This is a genomic window from uncultured Aquimarina sp. (assembly GCF_947496855.1).
GTDB lineage: Bacteria > Bacteroidota > Bacteroidia > Flavobacteriales > Flavobacteriaceae > Aquimarina.
This window is the reverse complement of the sequence record NZ_CANMED010000008.1, coordinates 283551-308156: the sequence shown is the minus strand read 5'-3', so window position 1 is coordinate 308156 and position 24606 is coordinate 283551. Positions and strand designations below refer to the sequence as shown.

Here is a 24606-nt window from a genome sequence, read left to right as displayed (position 1 = left end):
AAATTAAAAGGATTTAGAAAAGTATAATCCTAGGCTATCACCCGTAAACTGAGGTGCAAAAGCAATATCTTCCGAATTTTTAAAAGGATTCCATGAGATAAGATGCTCATAATGATATACTAATCTAGTTGTCAAGATTCCAATACCCGCACCAACCAGTACATCAGATAAGTAGTGTTTGTTATTCATCATTCTCAGACTACCAGTAGTAACTGCAAAAAAATATCCGCTGTATGCTAAAAGTGGGCTAGTATCTATAAATTCTTCGTATAACACAGCTGCAGAAACAAAAGCCATAGAAGTATGTCCAGAAGGAAAAGAGTTTAGTTTTGATGGATCTCCTGGTCGCGGTTTATCCACTTCTCGTTTTAAGATGGTAGTGGCAGCACTTGTTATTAAAGATGATATCAAAAGATTTTTAGTCTGATCAAACCAATGATTTCTAGACTCAACTCCAAAAATATCCGCGGCATACATCTGAACAATTGGGGCATATCTAGTATAATCATCAAGCCCAAAATAAAAATCATTTCCCATAGAACCTCTAATATCCTTTTGTAAGGATTTCTCAAAATCACTGGTTGAAAGAAGAATCCCAGAAGCAATTAGGGTAATCGGTATTATTCTTTTAGTAAATAAACTTTTTTTAGATTTCTTACGTTCGGTTTGTTTTGAAGTTTTGAATTGGACTTTGGAAAGCGGGGTTTCTGTAAACTGGGCATTCATAATATTGATACAAAAGCATACCAATAGCAGGCTAATACTAATTCTCATAGGTTATTCTTTTTTGGGCTACAGGTGATTTGGGATCTACCTAAATGAAATATACTATTTAAATATTAAATTAATGTTAAAAAAATGGATATTTTATCAATTTTTTTCAAAAAACACATTACTTAGAATTGCTTTAACAGGTTTAAATCCAGTGTTTAAACTTGTTTCAAGTCTTTTCTAGAAGTAAATCTAATTCAAGATCCTTTTGTTTCCATTTATCTTAAAACAAAAAGGATATTACTCTTGTTGTTTTAGTAGGATTCCTTTAAAAAAGGCTTATATTTGCACGCAATTAAATCTTAATTGCGATGACAGCACACGAATCCAAAATCGTTGGAGAAGGTCTTACCTATGATGACGTACTTTTAGTCCCTGCATTTTCTGAAGTGTTACCACGAGAAGTAAGTATCCGAACAAAATTTACTAGAAATATTACCATTAATGTTCCTATAGTTTCTGCAGCTATGGATACGGTTACAGAAAGTCGTATGGCTATTGCTATGGCGCAAGAAGGAGGTATAGGTGTGTTACATAAAAACATGACTATTCAAGAACAGGCAATGAAGGTACGTAAGGTTAAAAGAGCAGAGAGCGGAATGATCATAGATCCTGTTACCTTACCATTAGATGCAAAAGTAGCTGATGCAAAAAATAATATGCGAGAGCATAGTATTGGTGGGATTCCTATAGTTGATGATAATCATAAATTATTAGGAATTGTTACCAATAGAGATTTACGTTTTGAAAAAAATAATGAAAGACCTATATCAGAAGTAATGACTTCTGAAAATTTGGTAACAGTAGCAGAAGGGACATCTTTGCAAGAAGCAGAAGTTATTTTACAAAATAACAAAATAGAAAAGCTGCCAGTAGTAAATGATAAAAATATGCTGGTAGGTTTAATAACGTTTAGAGATATCACAAAACTCACACTGAAACCAAGTGCTAATAAAGATAGTTTTGGACGTCTTCGTGTAGCCGCTGCGATTGGTGTAACCGGTGATGCTGTAGATCGTGCTGAAGCTTTAGTAAAGGCAGGAGTAGATGCAGTAATAATTGATACAGCACACGGACATACCAAAGGAGTAGTTTCTGTTCTTAAAGAAGTGAAAAAGAAGTTTCCGGATCTGGATGTAGTAGTTGGGAATATAGCTACTGCCGAGGCAGCTAAGTATTTGGTAGAAGCTGGAGCAGATGCAGTAAAAGTAGGAATTGGGCCAGGATCTATATGTACCACCAGAGTGGTTGCAGGGGTTGGTTTTCCTCAGTTTTCTGCGGTATTAGAGGTGGCGGCAGCGATCAAAGGATCTGGTGTTCCGGTTATTGCGGATGGAGGTATAAGATATACCGGTGATATACCTAAGGCCATTGCTGCAGGAGCAGATACCGTGATGTTAGGCTCTTTATTAGCAGGAACCAAAGAATCTCCAGGAGAAACTATCATCTATGAAGGTAGAAAATTTAAGTCTTATAGAGGAATGGGATCTGTAGAAGCCATGAAGCAAGGATCAAAAGATAGGTATTTCCAAGATGTGGAAGATGATATTAAAAAATTAGTTCCAGAAGGAATAGTAGGTCGTGTAGCTTATAAAGGAGAACTTTATGAAAGTATTCATCAGTTCGTAGGAGGTTTACGGGCAGGAATGGGATACTGTGGATCAAAAGATATAGCAACCCTTAAAGAAACTGGACGCTTTGTGAAAATTACGGCAAGTGGAATCAATGAAAGTCATCCACATGACGTTACCATAACCAAAGAAGCACCTAATTATAGTAGGTAAAAACAACTTTATAATTATATTAAATAATACTTTAGTTTCAAAAATGATTTTAAAGTAGATTTAATACTAAGAAAAACTGAAAGCAATATGATATCATATTGCTTTTTTTATATGTTTACTTGTCTCTTAAAATCTTATCTGTGAAAATATTATCCGTTATTTTTCTTTTGAGCTGCATCTGTTTAAGTTTCTCTAATGAACAATCTACATCTTTTAATAAAAAAAGTACTCAAGGTGAATGGTTAGTGCAAGCTATTCATATGGATAAAGATTATTATAAACCCAATGCATATCTTATGGAATTCTAAGATGATAGTCTACGTATAAAAGATATTAATAATGAAAAACTATTGGCAAAAAGGAAATAGATTTATACTAAGGATTCACTAGGAGTAGATACTATTCAATACTCATTACATCATTTTAAAATTATCGATGATGATTTGCATTATTTTAGAAATGTAGCTCATAAAATTATTTATACTGACCCAATCAATACTAAAAAAGCAGAAGATATTTTGATTTCCCATGATTGGAAAACAGACAAAGGAGTTTTTTAATTCACAAAAAAAGAAAATAGTGTAAAGTTTATTCCCAAAGAAACCGAAGAATATTATAAGTATTGTTACGAAACCTTATCCTATAAAAGTGCCGTTTTTTTACGGAAAAAAGGAAATCGAATAGGATGTAATAGAGATAAACAATTCATAGAACAGATTATCTCTATCTCTGATAAAGAGATGATAACCTTTGGATTTGTCGACGGTACCTTTAAAAATATACACTACCAAACTGTAGAAATACAGGGAGATGTCAAGCCGGTTACTTTTCAATTGTGTAATGCATACATAAATATAAATAATCCATCAGATCGCTATTATTACAAAGGAACGACTTATAATGGTGGTTTATATCATATCAGGAAAATTTTCGATCGGCAGTATAAAGCACCTAAAAACTCTGAAGAATTTGGAATTTTTCAAGTAAGATTTGTGGTGAATTGCGAAGGTAAAGCAGGGATATTTGATCACCAGGCTTTTGATTATGACTATAACCTCAAGGAGTTTTCAACGGAGATAACAGATCAGATTTTCGAAATAGCCAAAGGATTGCAAAATTGGATTCCAGGGAGACATTCAAAAACAGATCAAATTATTGACACCTATAAATATTTAAGTTTTAGAATAAAAGATGGAAAAATCATACGTATATATCCTTAATTGCTTTTTACTCTTGACTTTTTATTCGTGTCAGGAAAACAAAAAGATAAACTATGAAAGCTTAACGGTAGAAGAAAAAGTTTTAAAGACAAAAGAACTGGAATATGAAAGAAAGTTTCACTATCAAGCCAGTTTGTTTCGTCAAGCATATACAGACTCTTTAATTGCGCTAAATCCAAAAAATGCTGGGTATTATCAAGGAAAGTCAATAGCACATAGTAAAATAGGAGATTATCATATATCTTTTCCTTTACTAAAGAAAGCAATGGAATTAGATCCTAAAGAAACATTATATTATACATCTTGGCTCATGACAGATTTGTATAAAGATTATGATCGTGCAATAAAATATCTTAATCAATATGATGAGTATACTCCTGGAAAAGTGGATTATGCTTGGGGGAATAATATAAACTTTTTAAAAGGCGAGGTTTTACAGGCGTTGGGAAGACATGAAGAAGCGATCATAGAATTTGCAAAAGCTATAGATGAAGAAGGGATAGATTATATAGATCCTTCTGCTTTTCCATACAGAGGAATCAGTTATGCTGCATTAAAAAAATATGATATAGCAATTGCCGATTTTGATTTAGTTATTAAGGTTTATGATAAATCATCACTCTCGTATTACTATAAAGGAATTACATTATTAGAGGTTGGTAAAAAAAGGAAGCTCTTACTTGTATTAAAAAAGCAAAAGAATTGGTATCCCAAGGATATAAAAAATCCGACCCTTATAAAGAAGTGTATAATGAGATATACCTAATGCAAATAGAAGATAAAATCAAGAAAATAGAGGAGTAGAAAAAACGCTTCAAGTTATTTTGAAGCGTTTTTTTTTATGTGTTATAAGTATCTTTACTGTAAAGGGATACCTAGTTTAGTCATTACTGTTTTTGTAAGATCAAATTTTGGATCTATATATGCTAATCCGCTAGTAGTAATTGTTAGTACTTGCGTGTATCCTTCAGCTTTAGCAACTTCTTCTAGTGCTTTTCCTATTTTTGTGTACAAAGGCTGTAAGAGTCTGTTTTGTTCTATCTGAACTAATTGAGATCCATTCTGGCGGAATTTCGTAATATCATTTTCTAAAGTGATAATCTCTTCCTGCTTAGTTTTTTTCAAAGGTTCAGTCATTGTTGCGACACCTTCTTGGTACGCTTTTACTTTTGTCTGGTAATCATCGACTTTTACTTTTAGATCAGCTTCTAACTTAGTATTATATGCTTTTAACTCTTCTTGTACTTTAGTGAGTTCAGGCAATTTGGATAGAATAAATTCGCTATCGATTGTTCCTACTTTAGATTGTGCAATCGTTTGTGCACTAATGATCAATAATAAAATCGGAAATAGTATGTTCTTCATTGTGGTTTTTTTAATTCTTGATTTAAAAATTTTTGCAAATATATAAGGTCTAAGACAATATACGTGCCAAGAAAATTATTTTTTAAAAATCTATTCTTCATATAGTTGACCACGATGAGGTTTTAAAGCATCTCTTATAGCTTTCATTTCAGAATCTAAAACAACCATGAAAGCAATGCTATGCATTTCGTTGATGTCTTGATAACCAGTAAGATTCATAGATAATTTTTCTGAAATGATATATTCTTTTAGATGGATTTCGTGATGCTCTGCTGTTTTACTTGCTGCGGGACCTCTGAAATCCCAAAGGAGTTTTAGTTTTCTTTCCAATGTATATTATTAATTGTTTTAGGTATTAGCAAAGTGATATAAAATTACAAGATAAGGAGATTAGTAAAATTTTAAAAGGTATTTAATACTATATTACCAATATCTTTCGTTAAAAGAAAGAGCTTGCAAAACGCATTAATATTGTTATTTTTGTCCGATTGGGGACTTTATTAAAGAGAACTATGCACAAAAAATCTATTGTACTTTTTTTAGGAGTAATATTTTGCTCCCTTGTATATGGTCAACAAAAAGACCCTGTACTTTTAATGATTAATAATTCACCTGTTTATACATCAGAGTTTAAGCGGGTATATCTTAAGAATATTGATCTGGTAAAAGATGAATCTCAAAAGGATATCGATGAATATTTAGAACTTTTTATCAACTATAAGTTAAAGTTAGCGGAAGCTAAAGAACAAGGGCTGAATAAAAAAGAATCGTATATCAAAGAACTTGAAGGGTATAAAAAACAATTATCTTCAGGATATCTTACTGATACAAAAGCTTCAGACGCATTGGTGAAAGAGGCATATGACCGTTTGCAGGAAAGAGTAAATGCAAGTCATATCTTAGTGCAGGTTCAATCTGGAGCATCTCCTAAAGATACCCTAGCGGCATATCAGAGGATCACTGAAGCTAGAAATAAAATTAGTAGTGGAGCAGATTTTAAAGAAATAGCGGTTCAGTATAGTCAAGATCCTTCTGTAAATAAAAATGGTGGTAATTTAGGTTGGTTTTCAGCATTTAGAATGGTATATGCTTTTGAACAAGCAGCTTTTACAACCAAAGTAGGAGACGTTTCGGAACCATTCAAAACACGTTTTGGTTATCATATTGTAAAGGTTAATGATAAACAAAAAGCATTAGGAGAAGTTACAGTAGCTCATATAATGGTGGCTTTCAATAAAGAAAGAACAGAAACGCAAGCAGAAGAAAGAATTAAGGAAATTAGTTCACAATTAAAACAAAATGCTTCTTTTGAATCTTTAGCAAAACAATATAGTGACGATCGTAATACAGCCGTCAATGAAGGTAAAATAAATCGTTTTGGACAAGGAGCTTTAAATTCTGAGAATTTTGAGAAAGCTGCTTTTGCTTTACAAGTGTCAGGAGAAGTTTCTGCGCCTGTTAAAACAAAATATGGCTGGCATATTATAAAATTATTAGAAAAACATTCTCCCAAAACTTTTGAAGAGCTAAAAGGAGAACTTACTCAAAAAATAAAAAAAGATAGTAGATCACAGTTAATTACTAAGTCGTTTATAAATTCTCTTAAAGAAAAGTATGTTTTAAAAAGAAACGAAGAAACGATAACGTATTTTAAAAAAATTGTGCCGTCTACTATTTTTAAGGAAAAATGGGAAGTTCCTACCAATGACCCGATGATGGAGAAATCTATTTTTTCAATAGGCGATCAAGGTTATTTGTATTTAGATTTTGCCAAGTTTATACAACAAAGAGATGCTGGTAAAACTGGGATTTCAGATGTTTCTGTTTATGTAGAAACAATGTATGATGAATACGAGTCTGCTCAGTTGCTTCAATATTATGAAGAGCATCTGGAAGAAGATAATCAGGAATTTGCAAATGTGATTTCGGAGTATAGAGACGGATTGTTGTTGTTTGACCTTATGGAGTCTAAAATATGGAACGCGGCAAAGACGGATTCTGTTGGACTTAAAAAGTTCTATGAATCCAGAAAAGATACATATCTTCTAGAGGAAACATATACGGTTATAAAAGCATCTTCTTCTAATCAAGAATTAATAGAAAAAGTGAAGGTTCTTATTGAAAAAGGAAAATCTACCGAAGAAATTAAAAAAGAAGTGAATACATCAGATACAGATAAAGTGTTTTTCTCTGAAGAGGAGTTAACTAAAGGTGAAACCCCTATTGCTAGCAGTTTTACTGGAGAGAAAGGGCAAATTGTTAGTGTTAATGAAAATAATTATATAACACTTGTAAAAGTAGAAGAGGTAACGCCCGCTAGAATCAAAACTTTTGAAGAAACTAAGGGGAAAGTAATTAATGATTTTCAGGAAGACTTGGAAAAAAAATGGTTAAATGAACTTAGAAAGAAATATTCTGTAGAGTTAAACAAAAAGACCTTAAAAAAAATTAAAAAAGACCTGTCCATATAAATGCGATACCTCTCAATCACAGTACTGTTTCTTTTGTTTATTTCTTGCAGTAATATAAATCGCCAAGGGAATAGAGAAGTCGTTGCACGAGTAAACGAAACATATCTTTATAAAGACGATATTAAAAATCTCGTGCCCGATGGGACTGCAAAAGAGGATAGTACTAATGTGGTAAACAGCTATATTAATATTTGGGCAACGAGACAGTTGTTTATAGATCAGTCTAAACGTAACTTAAACGAAACAGAACTCCAGGAATTTGATAACCTTGTAGAGGATTATAAGAGTACCTTGTATATTAATGCATATAAAGATGCTGTGATTAATAAATCCATTAATATGGAGATTACAGAAGAAGATATGAGTTCTTATTATTCAGAAAATTTAGAAAATTTTAATCTTAATGAAGAATTAGTAAAGTTACGTTACTTACATTTGCCACCTGATTATAATAATATTGTTGCAACGCAAACACGTTTTAATCGTTTTAAAGATGAGGATGAAGAAGATTTGCTGACAAAAAAGTTAGAATTTGTTACTTTTTCTTTTAGTGATTCTGTTTGGGTTCAATTTGATCAGGTGTTAAATAAGATACCAGTTCTTAAGACCGAGGATAGAAATAAAGTATTGAAAAAGGGGAAGTATGTACAATTACGTGATTCTTTGGGAGTATATATGATTAAGATTAAAGAAGTGCTAAAGAAAAACGAAACAGCACCTTTAGAATATATAAAACCAACAATACGACAGATTATATTAAGTAAGAGGAAGCGAGAGCTTATAAAAAAATTAGAAAAGGATATTACAAAAGATGCTATTAAAAACAAACAATTTGAAATCTATAATTAAGAATGCTACTTGTCTTGTTGCATTATTGCTATTTGGAGCAGGTGCTCAGATATATGCTCAGGAAATCATTGAAGATGTACAGAAGAAGGTAGAGAAAAAAGAAGATTCTGTAAAGCCATCTGATAGGATTAAGATAGATGGGGTTGCTGCTGTTATAGGAGAGTATGTAATACTGGATAGCGATGTTACTATTGCGTATAAGCAATTAATAAGTGAAGGGGTTTCTGCTACTGATGTAAGCCGTTGTGAATTGGCTGGAAGTTTATTCGAAAATAAGTTATATGCACATCATGCAGTACAAGATAGTGTTCTCGTTACAGATGCAGAGGTGAATTCTATGGTCGATCAACAATTAAGTTATATGACCAGAGAACTTGGAACGCTAGATAAAGTGCTTAAATTTTATAGAAAAGAAAGTGAAGAAGATTTTAGAAAAGAGCTTTTCGAAATAAATAAAGGAAATAGACTGGCAGAACAAATGCGTTCTAAAATAGTGGAAGACGTAGAGGTTACACCAGAAGAAGTAAGAGAGTTTTTTGATGAAATTCCAGAAGATGAAAGACCACTTTTTGGTACAGAATTAGAGCTGGCACAAATTGTAATCGATCCTAAAATACCTGATGAAGAAGAACAAAAAGTGATTGATAGACTAAAACAGTTTAGAACAGATATTTTGGAGAATGGTAGTAGCTTTGCGACAAAAGCGGTGTTATATTCTCAGGATCCGGGATCCAAATCAAAAGGAGGGAAATATACATTGAACCGTCAGACGCCGTTTGCTAAAGAATTTAAAGATGTAGCATTTAGTTTGCAAGTTGCAGAAGTTAGTGAGCCCTTTAAAACTGATTTTGGATGGCATATTATTCAACTGGATAAAGTTAGAGGAGAAGAAATTGATGTAAGACATATTCTTTTAATTCCAGATGTTACTAGAGAAAGCGTAGAAGTAGCTCAAAAACTTGTAGATTCTGTGCGAGCAGAAGTAGTTAATGGAACTATTGGTTTTAAAGAGGCTGCACGAAAGTTTAGTAACGAAAAGGAAACGAAAGAAGATGGAGGACAGTTATTAAATCCGACAACGGGAGATACGCGTTTTGAACTTACCAAAATTGATCCTATATTGTACGATCAAGTATCAAAATTGAAAACTAATGAAGTTTCATTAGTAATTCCTGATCAAGATCGCCAAGGTCGTAAAAAGTTTAAACTAATTACGGTGCTTAACCGTTTTGATGAACATATTGCAGACTATTCTAAAGACTATTTGAAAATACAAGAATTAGCTCTTAGGAAAAAACAAATTGAAGCAATACGTAAGTGGCAGGAAGAAAAAATTAATGATACCTACATAAAAATTAATGGAGAGTACAGGGACTGTGAGTTTAGTGGTAACTGGTTAAAAAAAGAAAAATAATATGTCTGACGTTGCAGCAGTAGAAAAACTGGTAAGCAAACATACCGAACTCAAAAAAGAAATTTCTAAAATAATCATAGGTCAGGAAGAAGTAATCGATCAGATACTGATTTCTGTTTTTTCTGGAGGCCATGCTTTACTTATTGGAGTTCCTGGATTAGCAAAGACCTTAATGGTAAATACCATTGCTAAGGCTTTGGGATTGGATTTTAAAAGGATTCAGTTTACACCTGATTTAATGCCAAGTGATATTTTAGGAAGTGAAATCTTAGACGAGTCAAGACATTTTAAATTTATAAAAGGACCTGTGTTTTCTAATATCATTCTAGCGGATGAGATTAACAGAACACCACCTAAAACTCAAGCTGCGTTATTAGAAGCAATGCAGGAAAGATCAGTAACTGTAGCAGGTCACAATTATAAGTTAGATTTGCCTTATTTTGTATTGGCAACTCAAAACCCTATTGAACAAGAAGGAACATATCCTTTGCCAGAAGCGCAATTAGATAGGTTTATGTTTGCAATAGAATTAAAATACCCTAGTTTTCAGGAAGAAGTAGAAGTTGTGAAAAGCACTACTGGAGACACGTCTGCAACGATTAACCCGTTATTTACTTCACAAGAAATTATAGATTTCCAGCATTTGATTCGTCGTATTCCAGTTGCTGATAACGTAGTCGAATATGCCGTAGGAATGGTTTCTAAAACGAGACCTAATGGAGAATCAGCAACGGATTTAGTTAAAAGTTATATTGATTGGGGTGCCGGTCCAAGGGCTTCCCAGAACTTAATTTTAGCAGCAAAAGCAAATGCTGCTATTAAAGGAAAATTTTCTCCGGATATAGAAGACGTACAAGCAGTAGCGATGGGAATACTGCGCCATCGTATGATCAAAAACTACAAAGCAGAAGCAGAAGGAGTTAGTATTGAAGATATCATTCAGAGCTTATTTTAATTATTTTCTTCCTTTAGTTTAAGAAAATCATTTCTAAAATATATATCGAAATAAAAATAAAAGCCCATTTAAGTAGGAAATGGGCTTTTGCAATTATGAACAATTGAATTTTTAGGTAATGAATACTTGGGGAAAATCATCACCAGATATTTTCAATTTTCAGTTGGCGAAAATAAGAGGATAAGGGGAAATAACCCCATTTTTAACATTTCTTTAATTCAGTTTTAAGGGTTTGTAAGGAAATTGTAAAGCCTGAGTTAAATGTTTTCATTTCAATAGAGTAGTCTGAATGTAATGTGTATGTAGGATTGTACGAAATACAACATCTTAATATATTTTTATTTCTCAATTAAACCTTTTTTATTTAGATCAGTCTTAGTATTGAACGTTCATTAAAAACAAAGTTGAATAATTTAGAAAAATAGATAAATGAAATATAGTATAATATACATAATGATCATGTTTTTGGGAGTTATGACGGTATCAGCCCAATCAGATGATGTAAGCGATAGAAGAGAAGGTCACAAGCAAAAAAGAGAATTAAGGAAAGAGTTTAACGAAAGTCTTTCGGAAGATCAAAAAGCACAATTAGAATATCAAAGACAGTTACGCACTGAACATAAAGAAACGTGGAAAGCGACCTACACGGAAGAGCAATTAGCAATTGTTCAAAATGAAGATCTTTCTAGAAAAGGAAAGCATAAAGCGTTAAAGTCAACTTTAAGTGATGCTCAGAAAGAAATGAAAAAATCACAAAAAGAGAAAATGAAGGCTGAGAAAAGCAAATTCGAAGCATCTCTTAGTAATGAACAACTAAAAAAATATTCAGAAATAAAGAGAAAAAAGAAGAAGAGAGGTTCTGGATCTGAGAAAGGAAATAAAAAGGATTAGTAAATATAGTTTACCACGTTTATTAAAAGTGATGTTGATAAAACTTCACTTTTTTTATGTTTTACTACAAAAAATGAATGTTTTTGATTGAATAATTTAATAAATCACTATAACGTTTTCGTAATTCTTAAGGAAGGCAGTTAAAATATTAGATATTTTTTTATACGATTACTATTTTATACGTTCTATATTTGATGATTTCTACAAATAAATACAATATTTTTTTTAAATATGTAAAAAAGGATTATTAACCCTATTCATTTAATAAAATCCTTTATAATTTGTATTTTCGTCAGACTTTTCAATACATATTATAAAGCAATATTGCTCTCAATATGGATATATTAAGAAGGTCTGAGTCTAAGTTATAGAAACTCAAATACTGTTGCTTAATCGAGAATATACTATTACTATGATTATAGAAAATTATAGTGATATTTTTTTAAAATTCGAAGTAAATAAGAATGTTGAAAAGATGTAAGGACTACCATAATTTCACTACATAATGTATAGCTTGTCATTATGTAACAAAAAAATAAGGCTTTTTCTATTATTGACAAGTAGGAGAAATTTATCGTTTTCCAAACATTTATATTAAACCAGGAAAGAATTCTATTACGTACTATGAACACTTACAATGATTACATCAGGGAGATCGAAGAAAGAAAATCCCTTGGGTTACACCCTAAGCCAATCGATGGAGCTGAGTTATTAAGCGAAATTATTTCGCAAATTAAAGATAACAATAATGCATATCGTGATGACTCTCTTAACTTTTTTATCTATAATGTTTTACCTGGAACAACCAGCGCAGCTGGTGTAAAGGCGAAATTCTTAAAAGAGATTATTCTTGGTGAAACTGTAGTTGAAGAAGTTACCCCTGCTTTTGCTTTTGAGCAATTGTCTCACATGAAAGGTGGTCCTTCCGTTGAAGTGTTATTAGATTTAGCTTTAGGAAATGATACTTATATAGCTAATGAAGCTGCTAAAGTGTTAAAAACACAGGTGTTTTTATATGAGGCAGACACAGAGAAATTAGAAAAAGCTTACAAAGCAGGTAACGCTATTGCAAAAGAATTAATGGAGAGTTATGCGCAAGCAGAATTCTTTACAAAGCTACCAGATGTTGATGAAGAAATAGAAATTGTAACTTTTGTTGCAGGTGTCGGTGATATTTCTACAGATTTATTATCTCCGGGAGCAGATGCGCATTCAAGATCAGATCGTGAGTTACACGGTCAATGTATGTTTGAGCATAACAAAGATATGCAGAATGAATTATTGGTATTAAAAGAAAAACACCCTAACAAGCGTGTAATGTTAATTGCCGATAAAGGAACTATGGGAGTAGGATCTTCTAGAATGTCTGGTGTGAATAACGTGGCATTATGGACAGGTGTTCCTTTTAGTAAATATGTGCCATTTATTAATTTTGCTCCAGTAATTGCTGGTACCAATGGAATTGCACCAATTTTCTTAACAACAGTTGGAGTAACTGGTGGTATTGGTATTGACTTAAAGAACTGGGTCAAGCAAAAAGATGCTGAAGGAAATACTATTGTTGATGAAGATGGAGAAGCCATATTAAAAGAAGAGTATTCTGTAGCTACAGGTACTGTACTTACTATAAATACAAAAACTAAGAAATTGTATAACGGAGACAAAGAATTGAAAGATATCTCTACAGCTTTAACGCCACCAAAAATGGAGTTTATAAAAGCAGGAGGTTCTTATGCTGTTGTTTTTGGAAAGAAATTACAAACATTTGCTTGTAAAGTTTTAGGAATAAATGTTCCTCAAGTGTACGCTACTTCAAAAGAAGTTTCTATAGAAGGACAAGGATTAACTGCTGTTGAGAAAATTTTTAACAGGAATGCAGTCGGAACTACACCAGGTAAAACATTACATGCAGGTTCTAATGTTAGAGTTGAAGTAAATATTGTAGGTTCTCAGGATACTACAGGTTTAATGACTTCTCAAGAATTAGAGATGATGGCTGCTACAGTTATTTCTCCAATTGTAGATACAGGGTATCAGTCAGGATGTCATACGGCTTCTGTATGGGATGATAAGTCAAAAGCTAACATTCCTAGATTAATGAAGTTTATGAATGACTTCGGATTAGTTACTGCGCGTCACCCTGAAGGGAAATATCATGCAATGACAGATGTAATTCATAAAGTATTAAATGATATTGCAGTTGATGATTGGGACGTAATCATAGGTGGAGATTCACACACACGTATGGCAAAAGGTGTTGCCTTTGGAGCTGATTCAGGAACAGTTGCTTTAGCATTAGCTACAGGAGAGGCTACTATGCCAATTCCAGAGTCTGTAAAGGTTACTTTTAAAGGGGAAATGAAATCTTATATGGATTTCCGTGATGTGGTTCACGCTACTCAAGAGCAGATGTTAAATCAGTTTGAAGGTGAAAATGTTTTCCAAGGAAAAATTATAGAAGTACATATTGGTACATTAACTTCTGATCAAGCATTTACGTTTACAGATTGGACTGCTGAAATGAAAGCAAAAGCATCTATCTGTATTTCAGAAGATGATACGTTAATCGAGTCATTAGAAATCTCAAGAGATCGTATTCAAATTATGATTGATAAGGGTATGGATAACCCAAAGCAAGATCTTAAAGGATTAGTTGATAAAGCAAATAACCGTATCATTGAAATTAAAACAGGAACTAAAACAGCATTAAAACCAGATTCAGACGCTAAATATTATGCTGAAGTTGTTATTGATCTAGATAAGATTGTTGAGCCAATGATTGCTGATCCAGATGTAAATAATGAAGATGTGTCTAAGCGTTATACGCACGATAACATTCAACCATTATCTTTTTACCGAGGAACTAAAAAAGTTGACTTAGGTTTTATCGGTTCTTGTATGATTCATAAAGGAGATATGAAAATTTTAGCTCAAATGTTAAAAAACATTGAGAAAAAACAAGGAGAAGTTGTGTTCAATGCACCTTTAGTTGTTGCTCCTCCAACATATAATATTGTAGATGAGTTAAAAGCAGAAGGTGATTGGGATGTTTTAGTGAAATATTCTGGTTTTGAGTTTGATGATAATGCACCAAAAGGTTTAGCACGTACGAAGTATGAGAATATGCTATACTTAGAACGTCCTGGATGTAACTTATGTATGGGTAACCAGGAAAAAGCTGAACCAGGAGACACGGTGATGGCTACTTCTACACGTTTATTCCAAGGAAGAGTTGTTAGAGATACTGATGGTAAAAAAGGAGAATCTTTATTGTCTTCTACACCAGTAGTAGTGTTATCTACAATTTTAGGTAGAACACCAACCATGGAAGAATATGAAGCTGCTGTTGATGGTATTGTGTTAACTAAGTTTAAACCGTCTCAGAAACAGTTGGTTATGTAATTAAAATATATAGTAGTTTAAAAGCCTTAGTATAATTTGTACTAAGGCTTTTTTTTGTGGCTTTAACGAAGGGTATTTTGAGTTCTGAAATAAACTTTTTGATATGGAATAGTTTGTTACAATAACCAATCTTAAAATTAATTACTTTCTCTTAATATCAAGTGTAGATTTTTTTAGTTTGCATGCTATTCATTTTTAACAATATAGAATACTTTTTATAATCATTCTATATTCTCGATACTCTTTTCGTAGTCATTCGATATTTCGTATCTTGGAATACTTAAATAAAGAATAACGAAAATACATAAAATACAACTATATGGCATTCGATATCGATATGATAAAAAAGGTGTATGCTCAAGTTGCCGAAAGAGTAGACGCTGCTCGCGAAGTAACTGGAAAACCTTTAACATTAGCAGAGAAAATTTTGTACTCACATCTTTGGGATGGTAAAAGTAAAAAAGCGTTTACAAGGGGTAAAGATTATGTTGATTTTGCACCAGACCGAATTGCGTGTCAGGATGCAACTGCTCAGATGGCGTTATTGCAATTTATGCAAGCTGGAAAAAAGAAGGTTGCAGTTCCAACTACAGTGCACTGTGATCATTTAATTCAAGCCAAAGTTGGTGCTGATAAAGATTTACAATCTGCTATGAATACCAGTAGTGAAGTATTTAATTTCTTGGAATCCGTATCTGATAAATATGGAATTGGGTTTTGGAAACCAGGAGCAGGTATTATACATCAGGTAGTATTAGAAAATTATGCATTTCCGGGAGGTATGATGATTGGTACAGATTCTCATACTGTAAATGCAGGAGGATTAGGAATGGTCGCAATTGGTGTAGGTGGAGCTGATGCTGTGGATGTAATGGCAGGAATGCCCTGGGAATTAAAATTTCCTAAATTGATAGGTGTAAAATTAACAGGTGAACTATCTGGTTGGACAGCACCAAAAGATGTGATTTTAAAAGTAGCAGAAATTCTTACAGTTAAAGGTGGGACCGATGCTATTGTAGAATATTTTGGACCAGGAGCAACTTCAATGTCTTGCACTGGAAAAGGAACTATTTGTAATATGGGAGCTGAAATTGGCGCAACAACATCTACATTTGGTTATGATGAATCCATGGAACGTTATTTACGAGCTACGGAAAGAGCTGAAGTAGCAGACGCTGCTAACAAAGTAAAAGAACATTTAACAGCAGATCCAGAAGTATATGCAAATCCTGAACAATATTTTGATCAGGTGATAGAAATTAATTTATCAGAACTTGGGCCGTTATTAAATGGACCATTTACTCCAGATCTATCAACAGAGGTTGGTACTAGTATGACGGAGAAAGCAAAAGCTAATGACTGGCCGTTGCAGGTGGAATGGGGATTAATTGGTTCATGTACGAATTCTTCTTATGAAGATTTATCACGTGCCTCTTCCATTGCACAACAAGCACTTGATAAAGGCCTAAAAATGAAATCAGAGCTAGGAATTAATCCGGGTTCTGAACAAGTGAGATACACAGCAGAGAGAGATGGTATTCTTGGGATATTCGAAAAATTAGATGCCAAGATATTTACCAATGCTTGTGGACCTTGTATTGGTCAATGGGCTCGATACAGTGATCCTAAAAATGCTCCGAAAAATAGTATCGTTCACTCTTTTAATAGAAACTTTGCGAAACGCGCGGATGGAAATCCTAATACACATGCTTTTGTAGCATCTCCAGAATTAACTGCTGCTATTGCTGTTTCTGGACGTTTAGACTTTAATCCTTTAACAGATAAATTGCTTAATGAAGATGGAGAAGAAGTGATGTTTGATGAGCCAACTGGATGGGAATTACCTCCCAAAGGTTTTGAAGTAGAAGATGCGGGATATTTAGCACCGGTAGAAGATGGTAGTGGAGTACAGATTAATGTAAGCCCAACATCAGAAAGGCTTCAGTTATTAACTCCTTTTGAGCCAATAGGTGATGAAATAAAAGGAGCAAAGCTGTTAATCAAAGCTTTTGGAAAATGTACTACAGATCACATTTCTATGGCAGGTCCTTGGTTGCGTTATAGAGGGCATTTAGATAATATATCCAATAACTGTTTAATAGGGGCTGTTAATGCTTTTGGAAAAAAGACAAACTTTGTTAAAAATCAATTAGATGGAGAATTTGGTGGTGTGCCGGATACTGCAAGAGCTTATAAAGCAGCAGGTATTCCTACAATAGTAGTTGGTGATCATAATTATGGAGAAGGTTCTTCTCGTGAGCACGCAGCAATGGAACCAAGACACTTAGGAGTGGTTGCAGTAATTGTTAAGTCATTTGCTCGTATACATGAAACGAACCTTAAGAAGCAAGGTATGTTAGGATTAACGTTTGTTAATGAATCAGATTATGATAAAATTCAGGAAGATGATACGATCAATTTCTTGGATTTAAATGCTTTTGCGCCAGGAAAAACATTGAGTATCGAATTTGTTCACGTGGATGGTTCTAAAGATGTGATCGAAGTAAATCATACGTATAACGATTCTCAAATAGAATGGTTTAAAGAAGGTTCTGCTTTAAATTTAATCAAAAAGCAAAACGCTTAAGCTTTACATAGAAAAGATAAATTATTAGAAAACTCCTGAAGACTATTCTTCAGGAGTTTTTGTTTTGTTAAAAATTAGAATTTCGTAAATTTGCGTATATGATACGCCAAAATATTAAAGTAGCGGTAGATGCAGTAGTCTTTGGATATAGAGATAAAGCACTACATGTGCTTTTAATTAAAAGAGATATAGAGCCGTTTAAGAATTCTTGGGCCTTACCAGGTGGTTTGGTGTTAGAAAATGAAAGTCTGGAAGATGCTGTACAGCGTGAGCTTAAAGAGGAGACAAATGTTACTGCGGATTATTTAGAACAATTATATTCTTTTGGTAAACCTGGCAGAGATCCGAGAAACAGAGTGGTCAGTATTACGTATTTTGGTTTAGTTAAACCTGAACATCATACTATAAAAGCAGATACTGATGCTAATGATGTTGCTTGGTTTGATATCAATGAACTTCCTGAGTTAGCTTTTGATCATGCCGCAATACTAGATATCGCTAAGAAGAGGTTACGTGATAAACTGACTTATGAACCTATAGGTTTTGATTTGTTGGCAGATAAATTTCTGTTTTCAGATTTAGAGAAACTATATATGACGATTCTCGATAAGCAAATCGATCGAAGAAATTTTAGAAAAAAAATTCTAAGTTTTGGAATTTTAGAAGAGCTAAAAGAAAAAATCTCCGAAGGAAGAGGAAGGCCAGCAAATCTGTTCAAATTTAATCAAAAACAATACTTTAAGCTTAAAGAAGAAGGTTTTCTTTTTGATATAAAGTAGCCATCCACAGATAATAATAACTAGAATAGCGCTTTCTTTCTTTGTAAAGGAAGGTTGTTTTCTAAGGCAATCTTGTTTTAGAAAGATGACTGGGTTAAATAATTCTACCTATTAGAAATTTATTAAATTAATTTTTTAATGTGTTTTTTACGCAAAATGTTTTGTCAGTATATTGATCTGTTTTATATTTGCGTAAAAATAACACAATTATGCAGTATTTACATTTAGATCCGTCATTCACTCCTTTTAATAAATCAATCGCGTTTGCCTCTTTTGTTTTTAATGGTGGTGAGCCACACATCAAAATCTCTGAGAAGTCTATAGGAAAAGAAGTGACAATTACACATAGATTGAATTCATTTAATGATGTCGGTTTATTATTAGTTGCTACAGATGCATTGCGTAGAATGGATGTGAAATTAATTAATGTGTTGATTCCATATTTTCCTGCTGCTAGGCAAGATAGAGTAATGGTTAGTGGAGAGTCTTTAAGTGTAAAAGTGTATGCTGATGTTATAAATGCCCAAAAATACAATCAGGTGATGGTTTTTGATCCGCACTCAGAGGTGACTCCAGCTTTGTTGAATAATGTAAAAGTGATTGAAAATTATGAATATGTAAAAGAATGTTTAGATCAGATTAATGAAGCGGTGGTGTTAATATCTCCAGATGGTGGAGCTCTAAAGAAAATCTATAAAGTATCAGAATATTTAGGAGGAATAGAAGTAGTAGAATGTTCTAAAAAGAGAGATGTGAAAACAGGAAAACTCTCGGGGTTTAGAGTGTATGAAGAAGATCTGAAAGGAAAACACTGTGTAATTGTAGATGATATTTGTGATGGAGGAGGAACATTTTTAGGGTTAGCAACAGCACTAAAAGAAAAGAATGCCGGAAAGTTAAGTTTAGTGGTAAGCCACGGGATTTTTAGTAAAGGCTTTGAGGAATTAAACAAGTCATTTGATATTGTGTTTACTACGAATTCTTTTAGAGATATAAAAGAGGAAAAAGTTGTACAGTTTTCAGTGATAAAATAATAAAACAATGAAAGTAATCACAGCACCAACAAAAATAGAACTAGATAAAAATGTAAGTGTTTTTTTAGCAGGAAGTATTGAAGTAGGTGTTGCAGAAAGATGGCAGAATAAAATTATCAAAGTACTATCAGAAGAAAACATAACCTTACTAAACCCTAGAAGGGCAAGTTGGGATGTTAGTTGGAAGCAAGAAATAGGCAATCCTGTTTTTAAAGAACAGGTGAATTGGGAATTAGAAGCATTAGAAAAATCTGATATGGTCATAATGTACTTTGATAAAAATACCAAGTCACCCATTACACTTTTAGAATTGGGGTTATTTGCTAGAAGTAGAAAACTAATTGTTTGTTGTCCAGATGGATTCTGGAGAAAAGGAAATGTAGATGTAGTTTGTGAGCGATATGAAGTACAACAAGTTATTGGTTTAGAAGATTTGATTAATGAGGTAAAGAAGAGATTGGAATGAAAAATTTATTAGAACAAATAAAAGGAGGAATATTCGGTGTAGCGGTTGGAGATGCATTAGGAGTCCCATACGAGTTTTTGGATAGAGATCAAATGGATAAAAGACCTGCTCAGGATATGATCGGGTATGGCACACATAATCAACCAGAAGGAACTTGGTCTGATGATAGTTCATTAACTTTTTGTCTGATAGATAGTTTATGTGATGGATATGATTTGGAGGATATCGCTTCTAAATTTGCAGCTTGGTTTTATGAAAACCTATGGACGCCAAGAGGATTTGTTTTTGATATTGGGATAACAACCAAAAATGCAATTTATCAATATAAAAGAGGGATGACACCTGATTTATGTGGCGGTTTAGATGAATACTCTAATGGAAATGGATCTTTGATGAGGATATTACCATTGATATATTTTCTAAAAGATGAAGGCGATATTAATGTTAGATATGATCTTGTCAAAAGAGTTTCGTCAATAACACATGGTCATCTAAGGTCTGTTTTTTCTTGTTTTATTTATGTGGAATATGCCTTATTACTTTTAAATGGTAAAGATAAATTTGAAGCCTATGAAGCTATTAAAAAACCAATATTAGATTTTGCGATTGAAAATGATTTTAATCCTAAAGAGGTAAGCCTTTTTGCAAGAATTTTGGAAGAAGATATTAGTAAACAAGACAGATTTAATATCAAAGGAACCGGATATGTATTGAGAACCTTAGAAGCTTCTTTTTGGTGTTTACTTAATTCAGAATCTTATGAAGAAGCAGTTTTAAAAGCAGTTAATCTAGGAGAAGATACAGATACAACAGCTGCTGTAACGGGTGGATTGGCAGGGTTGTATTTTGGGTATGAAACTATTCCGGAAACATGGAGATTTCAGTTGGCAAGATTCGAGGATATTGAAGATTTGATAGAACGATTTAATGAAAGTTTGAATTAATCAAGAAATTACTGAAACGTCCTACTGAAATTTCAACGTAAAAAATGAAGTGAACGAAACGTAAAATTAAATTTGTGATGATTTGAAAGTTAATTTGAAAGCTGTCTTTTTTCTCTGAAAACAAATTGCTCAGCAATACAAAGACGTTTTAATTTAATTTAGAGAAGAGAGCGATATTTTTAGTTGAAATATCATAAGACTAGACTTTTATGTTTCTTTTTTGGGCAATGCAAAAAAGAAAAGAAGAATAAAAAAGAAAAAATGAAATACACATTACAAAACATACAAGAACAATTTAATAGAGGAAAGACTTTGAAATATATGTTCTTCTGGGGACATACACCTAATAAGGATGGTAGTATAGGTAAAAGCTGTTTTAGTCAATGGTGGAATCAATCCTTCGAAGTAGAAGGAGTTATCTACAAAACAGCAGAACATTGGATGATGGCAGAAAAAGCAAGACTGTTTAAAGATCCTTTAATAGAAAGAGAGGTTATTGACTGCAATCACCCAATGGAAGCTAAACAATTAGGAAGAAAGGTTAAAAACTTTGATCCTAAGATATGGGATGCTCATAAATATGAGATTGTTAAAAAAGGAAACTATCATAAGTTTTCTCAAGATGAAGAACAGAAACAGTTTTTGTTGAATACAAAGAAAAGAATTATTGTAGAAGCAAGTCCAAGAGATCGCATATGGGGAATAGGAATGGGACAAGCAAACGAAAAAGCGCAAAATCCCAATTTATGGAGAGGCCAAAACTTATTAGGTTTTGCCCTGATGGAAGTGAGGGATATGTTGAGTCCTTGATGGACATTTAAAAATTATTTAAAATGAAACTAGAAATAACAAACTATAAAGAACAAGAAGAAAACTGGCCACAACAAGGATACCATATTATGGCGCAATATGATGATGATAAAATAGTGGTATATCAATCATATAGACCTGCTATTGGAAATTTTGCAGCTCAAAATCAATTTTTTGGAAGCCCATTTAGTTTAGAAAGAATGACTTGGATTAAGCCTAATTTTCTTTGGATGATGTATCGCAATGGATGGGGAACCAAAGAAGGACAAGAGGTCGTGTTAGCAATACATCTAAAGCGTGAGGCTTTCGAAAGTTACCTAAGTAACGCGGTGTACTCTTCATTTAAACCTGAATTATATACATCTTATGAAGCTTGGCAAGAGGATGTTACTAATTCTGATGTAAGGCTGCAATGGGATCCTGATCACGATCCCTATGGAGCTAAATTGGAAAGAAGAGCAATTCAGATAGGATTAAGGAAGGAATTTATAAAATCGTATGCGTCCGAAGATATATTGGAGATAGAAGATATCTCACAATTTGTGAAAGAACAATATGCATTGGTAAAATCTAATAACTTAGAAGAACTAGTAACACCTTTAGAACAGCCATTGATTCTGAAGAATGAGAAGTTGAATACATATTTAAAGTTAAAATGAAACTAAAAGTACTTAAATCTGATATTACTACAATAAAAGTAGATGTTATCGTCAATGCAGCTAATACTTCTTTATTAGGCGGTGGTGGAGTTGATGGTGCGATTCATAGAAAAGGTGGTTCAGAAATTTTAGAAGCGTGTAGAAAAATTAGAGCTACTCAAGGAAAATGTAATCCAGGTAAAGCAGTTATTACTACAGCAGGAAATCTTCCTACTAAATATGTAATTCATACAGTAGGACCTGTATGGAATAATAGAGGAGAAGATAAAGAAAGTCTGTTAGCTAATTGTTATACCAATGCTTTAAGATTAGCAATTGAAAACGATATTAAAACAATTGCTTTTCCGAATATTAGTACAAGAATCTATAAGTTTCCAAAAAAATTAGCAGCTAAGATTGCTATTGAAACAGTTAGGAGTTTTAATCAAGAGCAAATAGAAGAAGTAATTTTTGTTTGCTTTGATGAAGAGAATTATAATCTGTATGATAAATTATTAAGGATATGAAAGAGATAAAATATGCAGCATTATTTGGAGGATCAGGTAAGGATCGTAATAGTAAAGAATATAAAGAAACCATAAAAATAGGTGCTTTATTAGGTGAAAGAGGGTATGTGGTAAAGAATGGTGGATACGGAGGCATGATGGAAGCCGTGTCTAAAGGTATTACTGGTGTAGGGGGGAAAGCCGTTGGAATTACTTGTAAACAGGTAGGTTCTGTAAAAGGGAATGATTTTCTAACTGAAACAATCGTAACAGAAAATCTTTATCAAAGATTAAAAATATTAATTGATAAAACAGATCTTTTTATTATTCAAAAAGGAGGTATAGGAACATTATCAGAAGTGTTTTTGACATTAGATATTATTAGAAAAGAAGAGGTAACTAATAGACCTAAAGTATATTTTATAGGTGATTTTTGGAATACAATCGTCGATTCATTAAAATTAAATATCATACCGAAATATGAACACAACTTATTTATGGTTCTTTCGGATTATGACGAATTGAAAAGAATTATTAAAGAAAATGAAAACAAATACTAAACAAATAAGTAAATTTTTAAGCCTAATTCTTAGGCACAATCCAGGAAAGATTGGATTACAATTAGATGAAAACGGTTGGGCAGATGTAAATGAACTAATAAGTAAAGCGAATAAACATCGTAATAAACTAACGTTAGAAACGCTAAAAGAAGTTGTTGCTACTAATGACAAAAAGCGTTTTGCATTTAATGAAGACAAAACCAAAATAAGAGCGAATCAAGGACATTCTATAAAAGTGGATTTGGAGTATACTGCTGTTCACCCACCAGAATTTTTATATCACGGTACGGTAGGTAAATTTAGAGAAGATATACGAAGAAAAGGTTTGCTAAAAATGAGTAGACATCATGTACATCTTAGTGAAGAATTAGAAACAGCGATGAAAGTAGGCTCCAGAAGAGGAGTGCCAATAATACTCACGGTTCGATCTGGAGATATGAATCGTAACGGTATTGAGTTTTATCAATCGGATAATGGAGTTTGGTTAACAGATACTGTAGCTCCAGAATATATTGAATTTAAAGGATAACGGAGTTAGACCTGTCAGGTTTTCAAAACCTGACAGGTCTTCATATACAGTTAAAGAAATCAAATGATCAAAAATATACTACATCCAGAAATATTTTTAATTGAGAATTTTCTTTCAAAAGAAATGTGTGATCATTTTATAGAGAAAGGAGAACAAGTTTCATTCGAAGAAGCTAAAGTTTCTATTGATGGACGACAGGTTAAAGTCAAAGGGATTCGGAATAATCAGCGAATCATGTTTAAAGATCAAAGATTGGCAGATAAAATTTGGGATAAAATTAAGCCTTATATACTATTAGATTTTGGAGCTTACAAAGCGAATGACTTAAATGAAATGTTTCGGATTTACAAGTACGAAGAAGGACAGCGTTTTAAAATGCATAAAGATGGTAGTTATGAAAGAAATGAAAAGGAATGTAGTTTCTTCTCGTTTTTGATATATCTCAATGAAAATTTTGAAGGTGGAGAGACTTTTTTTGAAAACGGAGTAACAATCATACCTAAACTAGGTGATGCCCTAGTGTTTCATCATCCGTTACGTCATGAAGGAAAACCGATAGTATCAGGAACAAAGTATGTATTGAGAACTGATATTATATATAAATTGGCCGAATGAGAACACTGGTAATTGG

Annotated in this window: 24 protein-coding genes; 21 read left to right on the top strand and 3 right to left on the bottom strand. The window is 32.8% G+C overall.

Annotation, left to right across the window (positions count from 1 at the left end):
- Positions 1 to 3: 3 nt before the first annotated feature.
- A complete protein-coding gene (locus Q0921_RS22895) occupies positions 4 to 774 on the bottom strand; it encodes a phosphatase PAP2 family protein (protein WP_299261140.1) in 771 nt (256 codons plus the stop codon).
- A gap of 308 nt (positions 775 to 1082) precedes the next feature.
- Between Q0921_RS22895 and guaB the strand changes: the two genes are divergently transcribed.
- The 4 genes from guaB to Q0921_RS22875 all read left to right on the top strand — a co-directional run bounded on the left by guaB (position 1083) and on the right by Q0921_RS22875 (position 4541).
- Complete coding sequence (gene guaB, locus Q0921_RS22890; RefSeq protein WP_299261138.1) at positions 1083 to 2555, top strand: IMP dehydrogenase; 1473 nt, start codon at positions 1083 to 1085, stop codon at positions 2553 to 2555.
- Between the two features lie 140 nt (positions 2556 to 2695).
- Positions 2696 to 2863, top strand: coding sequence for a hypothetical protein (locus tag Q0921_RS22885; protein WP_299261136.1), 168 nt, complete (start codon positions 2696 to 2698; stop codon positions 2861 to 2863).
- A gap of 432 nt (positions 2864 to 3295) precedes the next feature.
- Complete coding sequence (locus tag Q0921_RS22880) at positions 3296 to 3775, top strand: hypothetical protein (RefSeq protein WP_299261134.1); 480 nt, start codon at positions 3296 to 3298, stop codon at positions 3773 to 3775.
- A complete protein-coding gene (locus Q0921_RS22875; RefSeq protein WP_299261133.1) occupies positions 3747 to 4541 on the top strand; it encodes a hypothetical protein in 795 nt (264 codons plus the stop codon). Before Q0921_RS22880 ends, Q0921_RS22875 begins: the two co-directional genes overlap by 29 nt.
- A gap of 92 nt (positions 4542 to 4633) precedes the next feature.
- Here Q0921_RS22875 and Q0921_RS22870 read toward each other — a convergent pair whose 3' ends face one another.
- The gene (locus tag Q0921_RS22870; RefSeq protein ID WP_299261132.1) at positions 4634 to 5140 is read right to left on the bottom strand and encodes an OmpH family outer membrane protein; all 507 of its coding nucleotides are present in this window, start codon (positions 5138 to 5140) and stop codon (positions 4634 to 4636) included.
- A 90-nt stretch (positions 5141 to 5230) separates the two neighbouring features.
- A complete protein-coding gene (locus Q0921_RS22865) occupies positions 5231 to 5470 on the bottom strand; it encodes a hypothetical protein (RefSeq protein ID WP_299261130.1) in 240 nt (79 codons plus the stop codon).
- Between the two features lie 266 nt (positions 5471 to 5736).
- On the opposite strand from Q0921_RS22865, the gene Q0921_RS22860 reads away from it, so the two are divergent.
- From Q0921_RS22860 to Q0921_RS22780, 17 genes are all read left to right on the top strand, one after another.
- Positions 5737 to 7611: a peptidylprolyl isomerase gene (locus Q0921_RS22860; protein WP_299261128.1), complete on the top strand. Its 1875-nt coding sequence runs from the start codon at positions 5737 to 5739 to the stop codon at positions 7609 to 7611.
- Positions 7612 to 8460: a peptidyl-prolyl cis-trans isomerase gene (locus Q0921_RS22855; RefSeq protein ID WP_299261126.1), complete on the top strand. Its 849-nt coding sequence runs from the start codon at positions 7612 to 7614 to the stop codon at positions 8458 to 8460.
- Complete coding sequence (locus Q0921_RS22850) at positions 8444 to 9874, top strand: peptidylprolyl isomerase (RefSeq protein ID WP_366520035.1); 1431 nt, start codon at positions 8444 to 8446, stop codon at positions 9872 to 9874. Before Q0921_RS22855 ends, Q0921_RS22850 begins: the two co-directional genes overlap by 17 nt.
- Position 9875: 1 nt before the next feature.
- Positions 9876 to 10829, top strand: a complete 954-nt coding sequence (locus Q0921_RS22845) for a MoxR family ATPase (RefSeq protein ID WP_299261122.1) — start codon at positions 9876 to 9878, stop codon at positions 10827 to 10829.
- Between the two features lie 429 nt (positions 10830 to 11258).
- Entirely contained in the window at positions 11259 to 11720 is a 462-nt protein-coding gene (locus tag Q0921_RS22840) for a hypothetical protein (RefSeq protein ID WP_299261120.1), read from the top strand.
- A gap of 624 nt (positions 11721 to 12344) precedes the next feature.
- The gene (locus Q0921_RS22835; protein ID WP_299261118.1) at positions 12345 to 15122 is read left to right on the top strand and encodes a bifunctional aconitate hydratase 2/2-methylisocitrate dehydratase; all 2778 of its coding nucleotides are present in this window, start codon (positions 12345 to 12347) and stop codon (positions 15120 to 15122) included.
- Between the two features lie 319 nt (positions 15123 to 15441).
- Positions 15442 to 17709 carry an aconitate hydratase gene (locus tag Q0921_RS22830; RefSeq protein WP_299261116.1) on the top strand — a complete coding sequence of 756 codons (2268 nt, stop codon included), beginning with the start codon at positions 15442 to 15444 and terminating at the stop codon, positions 17707 to 17709.
- A 98-nt stretch (positions 17710 to 17807) separates the two neighbouring features.
- Positions 17808 to 18488 (top strand): NUDIX domain-containing protein, encoded by a 681-nt coding sequence (locus Q0921_RS22825; RefSeq protein ID WP_299261114.1) that lies wholly within the window; start codon positions 17808 to 17810, stop codon positions 18486 to 18488.
- A 209-nt stretch (positions 18489 to 18697) separates the two neighbouring features.
- Positions 18698 to 19522, top strand: a complete 825-nt coding sequence (prs, locus tag Q0921_RS22820) for a ribose-phosphate diphosphokinase (protein ID WP_299261112.1) — start codon at positions 18698 to 18700, stop codon at positions 19520 to 19522.
- A gap of 7 nt (positions 19523 to 19529) precedes the next feature.
- Positions 19530 to 19988 carry a nucleoside 2-deoxyribosyltransferase domain-containing protein gene (locus Q0921_RS22815; protein WP_299261110.1) on the top strand — a complete coding sequence of 153 codons (459 nt, stop codon included), beginning with the start codon at positions 19530 to 19532 and terminating at the stop codon, positions 19986 to 19988.
- Positions 19985 to 20932: an ADP-ribosylglycohydrolase family protein gene (locus Q0921_RS22810; protein WP_299261108.1), complete on the top strand. Its 948-nt coding sequence runs from the start codon at positions 19985 to 19987 to the stop codon at positions 20930 to 20932. The genes Q0921_RS22815 and Q0921_RS22810 overlap by 4 nt, the downstream gene beginning before the upstream one ends.
- Before the next feature lie 261 nt (positions 20933 to 21193).
- The gene (locus tag Q0921_RS22805) at positions 21194 to 21742 is read left to right on the top strand and encodes an NADAR family protein (protein ID WP_299261106.1); all 549 of its coding nucleotides are present in this window, start codon (positions 21194 to 21196) and stop codon (positions 21740 to 21742) included.
- Positions 21743 to 21765: 23 nt separating this feature from the next.
- The gene (locus tag Q0921_RS22800) at positions 21766 to 22401 is read left to right on the top strand and encodes a DUF4291 domain-containing protein (RefSeq protein ID WP_299261104.1); all 636 of its coding nucleotides are present in this window, start codon (positions 21766 to 21768) and stop codon (positions 22399 to 22401) included.
- A complete protein-coding gene (locus tag Q0921_RS22795; RefSeq protein ID WP_299261102.1) occupies positions 22398 to 22907 on the top strand; it encodes an O-acetyl-ADP-ribose deacetylase in 510 nt (169 codons plus the stop codon). The genes Q0921_RS22800 and Q0921_RS22795 overlap by 4 nt, the downstream gene beginning before the upstream one ends.
- Positions 22904 to 23446, top strand: coding sequence for an LOG family protein (locus Q0921_RS22790; protein WP_299261100.1), 543 nt, complete (start codon positions 22904 to 22906; stop codon positions 23444 to 23446). The genes Q0921_RS22795 and Q0921_RS22790 overlap by 4 nt, the downstream gene beginning before the upstream one ends.
- The gene (locus Q0921_RS22785) at positions 23430 to 23975 is read left to right on the top strand and encodes an RNA 2'-phosphotransferase (RefSeq protein WP_299261098.1); all 546 of its coding nucleotides are present in this window, start codon (positions 23430 to 23432) and stop codon (positions 23973 to 23975) included. The genes Q0921_RS22790 and Q0921_RS22785 overlap by 17 nt, the downstream gene beginning before the upstream one ends.
- 63 nt (positions 23976 to 24038) lie before the next feature.
- Positions 24039 to 24590 carry a 2OG-Fe(II) oxygenase gene (locus Q0921_RS22780; protein WP_299261096.1) on the top strand — a complete coding sequence of 184 codons (552 nt, stop codon included), beginning with the start codon at positions 24039 to 24041 and terminating at the stop codon, positions 24588 to 24590.
- Positions 24591 to 24606 lie beyond the last annotated feature (16 nt).

Coding starts and splice junctions, on each gene's coding strand:
- Q0921_RS22895 (WP_299261140.1), bottom strand. CDS start 774: ATGAGAATTAGTATTAGCCTGCTATTGGTATGCTTTTGTATCAATATT.
- guaB (WP_299261138.1), top strand. CDS start 1,083: ATGACAGCACACGAATCCAAAATCGTTGGAGAAGGTCTTACCTATGAT.
- Q0921_RS22880 (WP_299261134.1), top strand. CDS start 3,296: ATGATAACCTTTGGATTTGTCGACGGTACCTTTAAAAATATACACTAC.
- Q0921_RS22875 (WP_299261133.1), top strand. CDS start 3,747: ATGGAAAAATCATACGTATATATCCTTAATTGCTTTTTACTCTTGACT.
- Q0921_RS22870 (WP_299261132.1), bottom strand. CDS start 5,140: ATGAAGAACATACTATTTCCGATTTTATTATTGATCATTAGTGCACAA.
- Q0921_RS22860 (WP_299261128.1), top strand. CDS start 5,737: ATGATTAATAATTCACCTGTTTATACATCAGAGTTTAAGCGGGTATAT.
- Q0921_RS22855 (WP_299261126.1), top strand. CDS start 7,612: ATGCGATACCTCTCAATCACAGTACTGTTTCTTTTGTTTATTTCTTGC.
- Q0921_RS22845 (WP_299261122.1), top strand. CDS start 9,876: ATGTCTGACGTTGCAGCAGTAGAAAAACTGGTAAGCAAACATACCGAA.
- Q0921_RS22840 (WP_299261120.1), top strand. CDS start 11,259: ATGAAATATAGTATAATATACATAATGATCATGTTTTTGGGAGTTATG.
- Q0921_RS22835 (WP_299261118.1), top strand. CDS start 12,345: ATGAACACTTACAATGATTACATCAGGGAGATCGAAGAAAGAAAATCC.
- Q0921_RS22830 (WP_299261116.1), top strand. CDS start 15,442: ATGGCATTCGATATCGATATGATAAAAAAGGTGTATGCTCAAGTTGCC.
- Q0921_RS22825 (WP_299261114.1), top strand. CDS start 17,808: ATGATACGCCAAAATATTAAAGTAGCGGTAGATGCAGTAGTCTTTGGA.
- prs (WP_299261112.1), top strand. CDS start 18,698: ATGCAGTATTTACATTTAGATCCGTCATTCACTCCTTTTAATAAATCA.
- Q0921_RS22815 (WP_299261110.1), top strand. CDS start 19,530: ATGAAAGTAATCACAGCACCAACAAAAATAGAACTAGATAAAAATGTA.
- Q0921_RS22810 (WP_299261108.1), top strand. CDS start 19,985: ATGAAAAATTTATTAGAACAAATAAAAGGAGGAATATTCGGTGTAGCG.
- Q0921_RS22805 (WP_299261106.1), top strand. CDS start 21,194: ATGAAATACACATTACAAAACATACAAGAACAATTTAATAGAGGAAAG.
- Q0921_RS22800 (WP_299261104.1), top strand. CDS start 21,766: ATGAAACTAGAAATAACAAACTATAAAGAACAAGAAGAAAACTGGCCA.
- Q0921_RS22795 (WP_299261102.1), top strand. CDS start 22,398: ATGAAACTAAAAGTACTTAAATCTGATATTACTACAATAAAAGTAGAT.
- Q0921_RS22790 (WP_299261100.1), top strand. CDS start 22,904: ATGAAAGAGATAAAATATGCAGCATTATTTGGAGGATCAGGTAAGGAT.
- Q0921_RS22785 (WP_299261098.1), top strand. CDS start 23,430: ATGAAAACAAATACTAAACAAATAAGTAAATTTTTAAGCCTAATTCTT.
- Q0921_RS22780 (WP_299261096.1), top strand. CDS start 24,039: ATGATCAAAAATATACTACATCCAGAAATATTTTTAATTGAGAATTTT.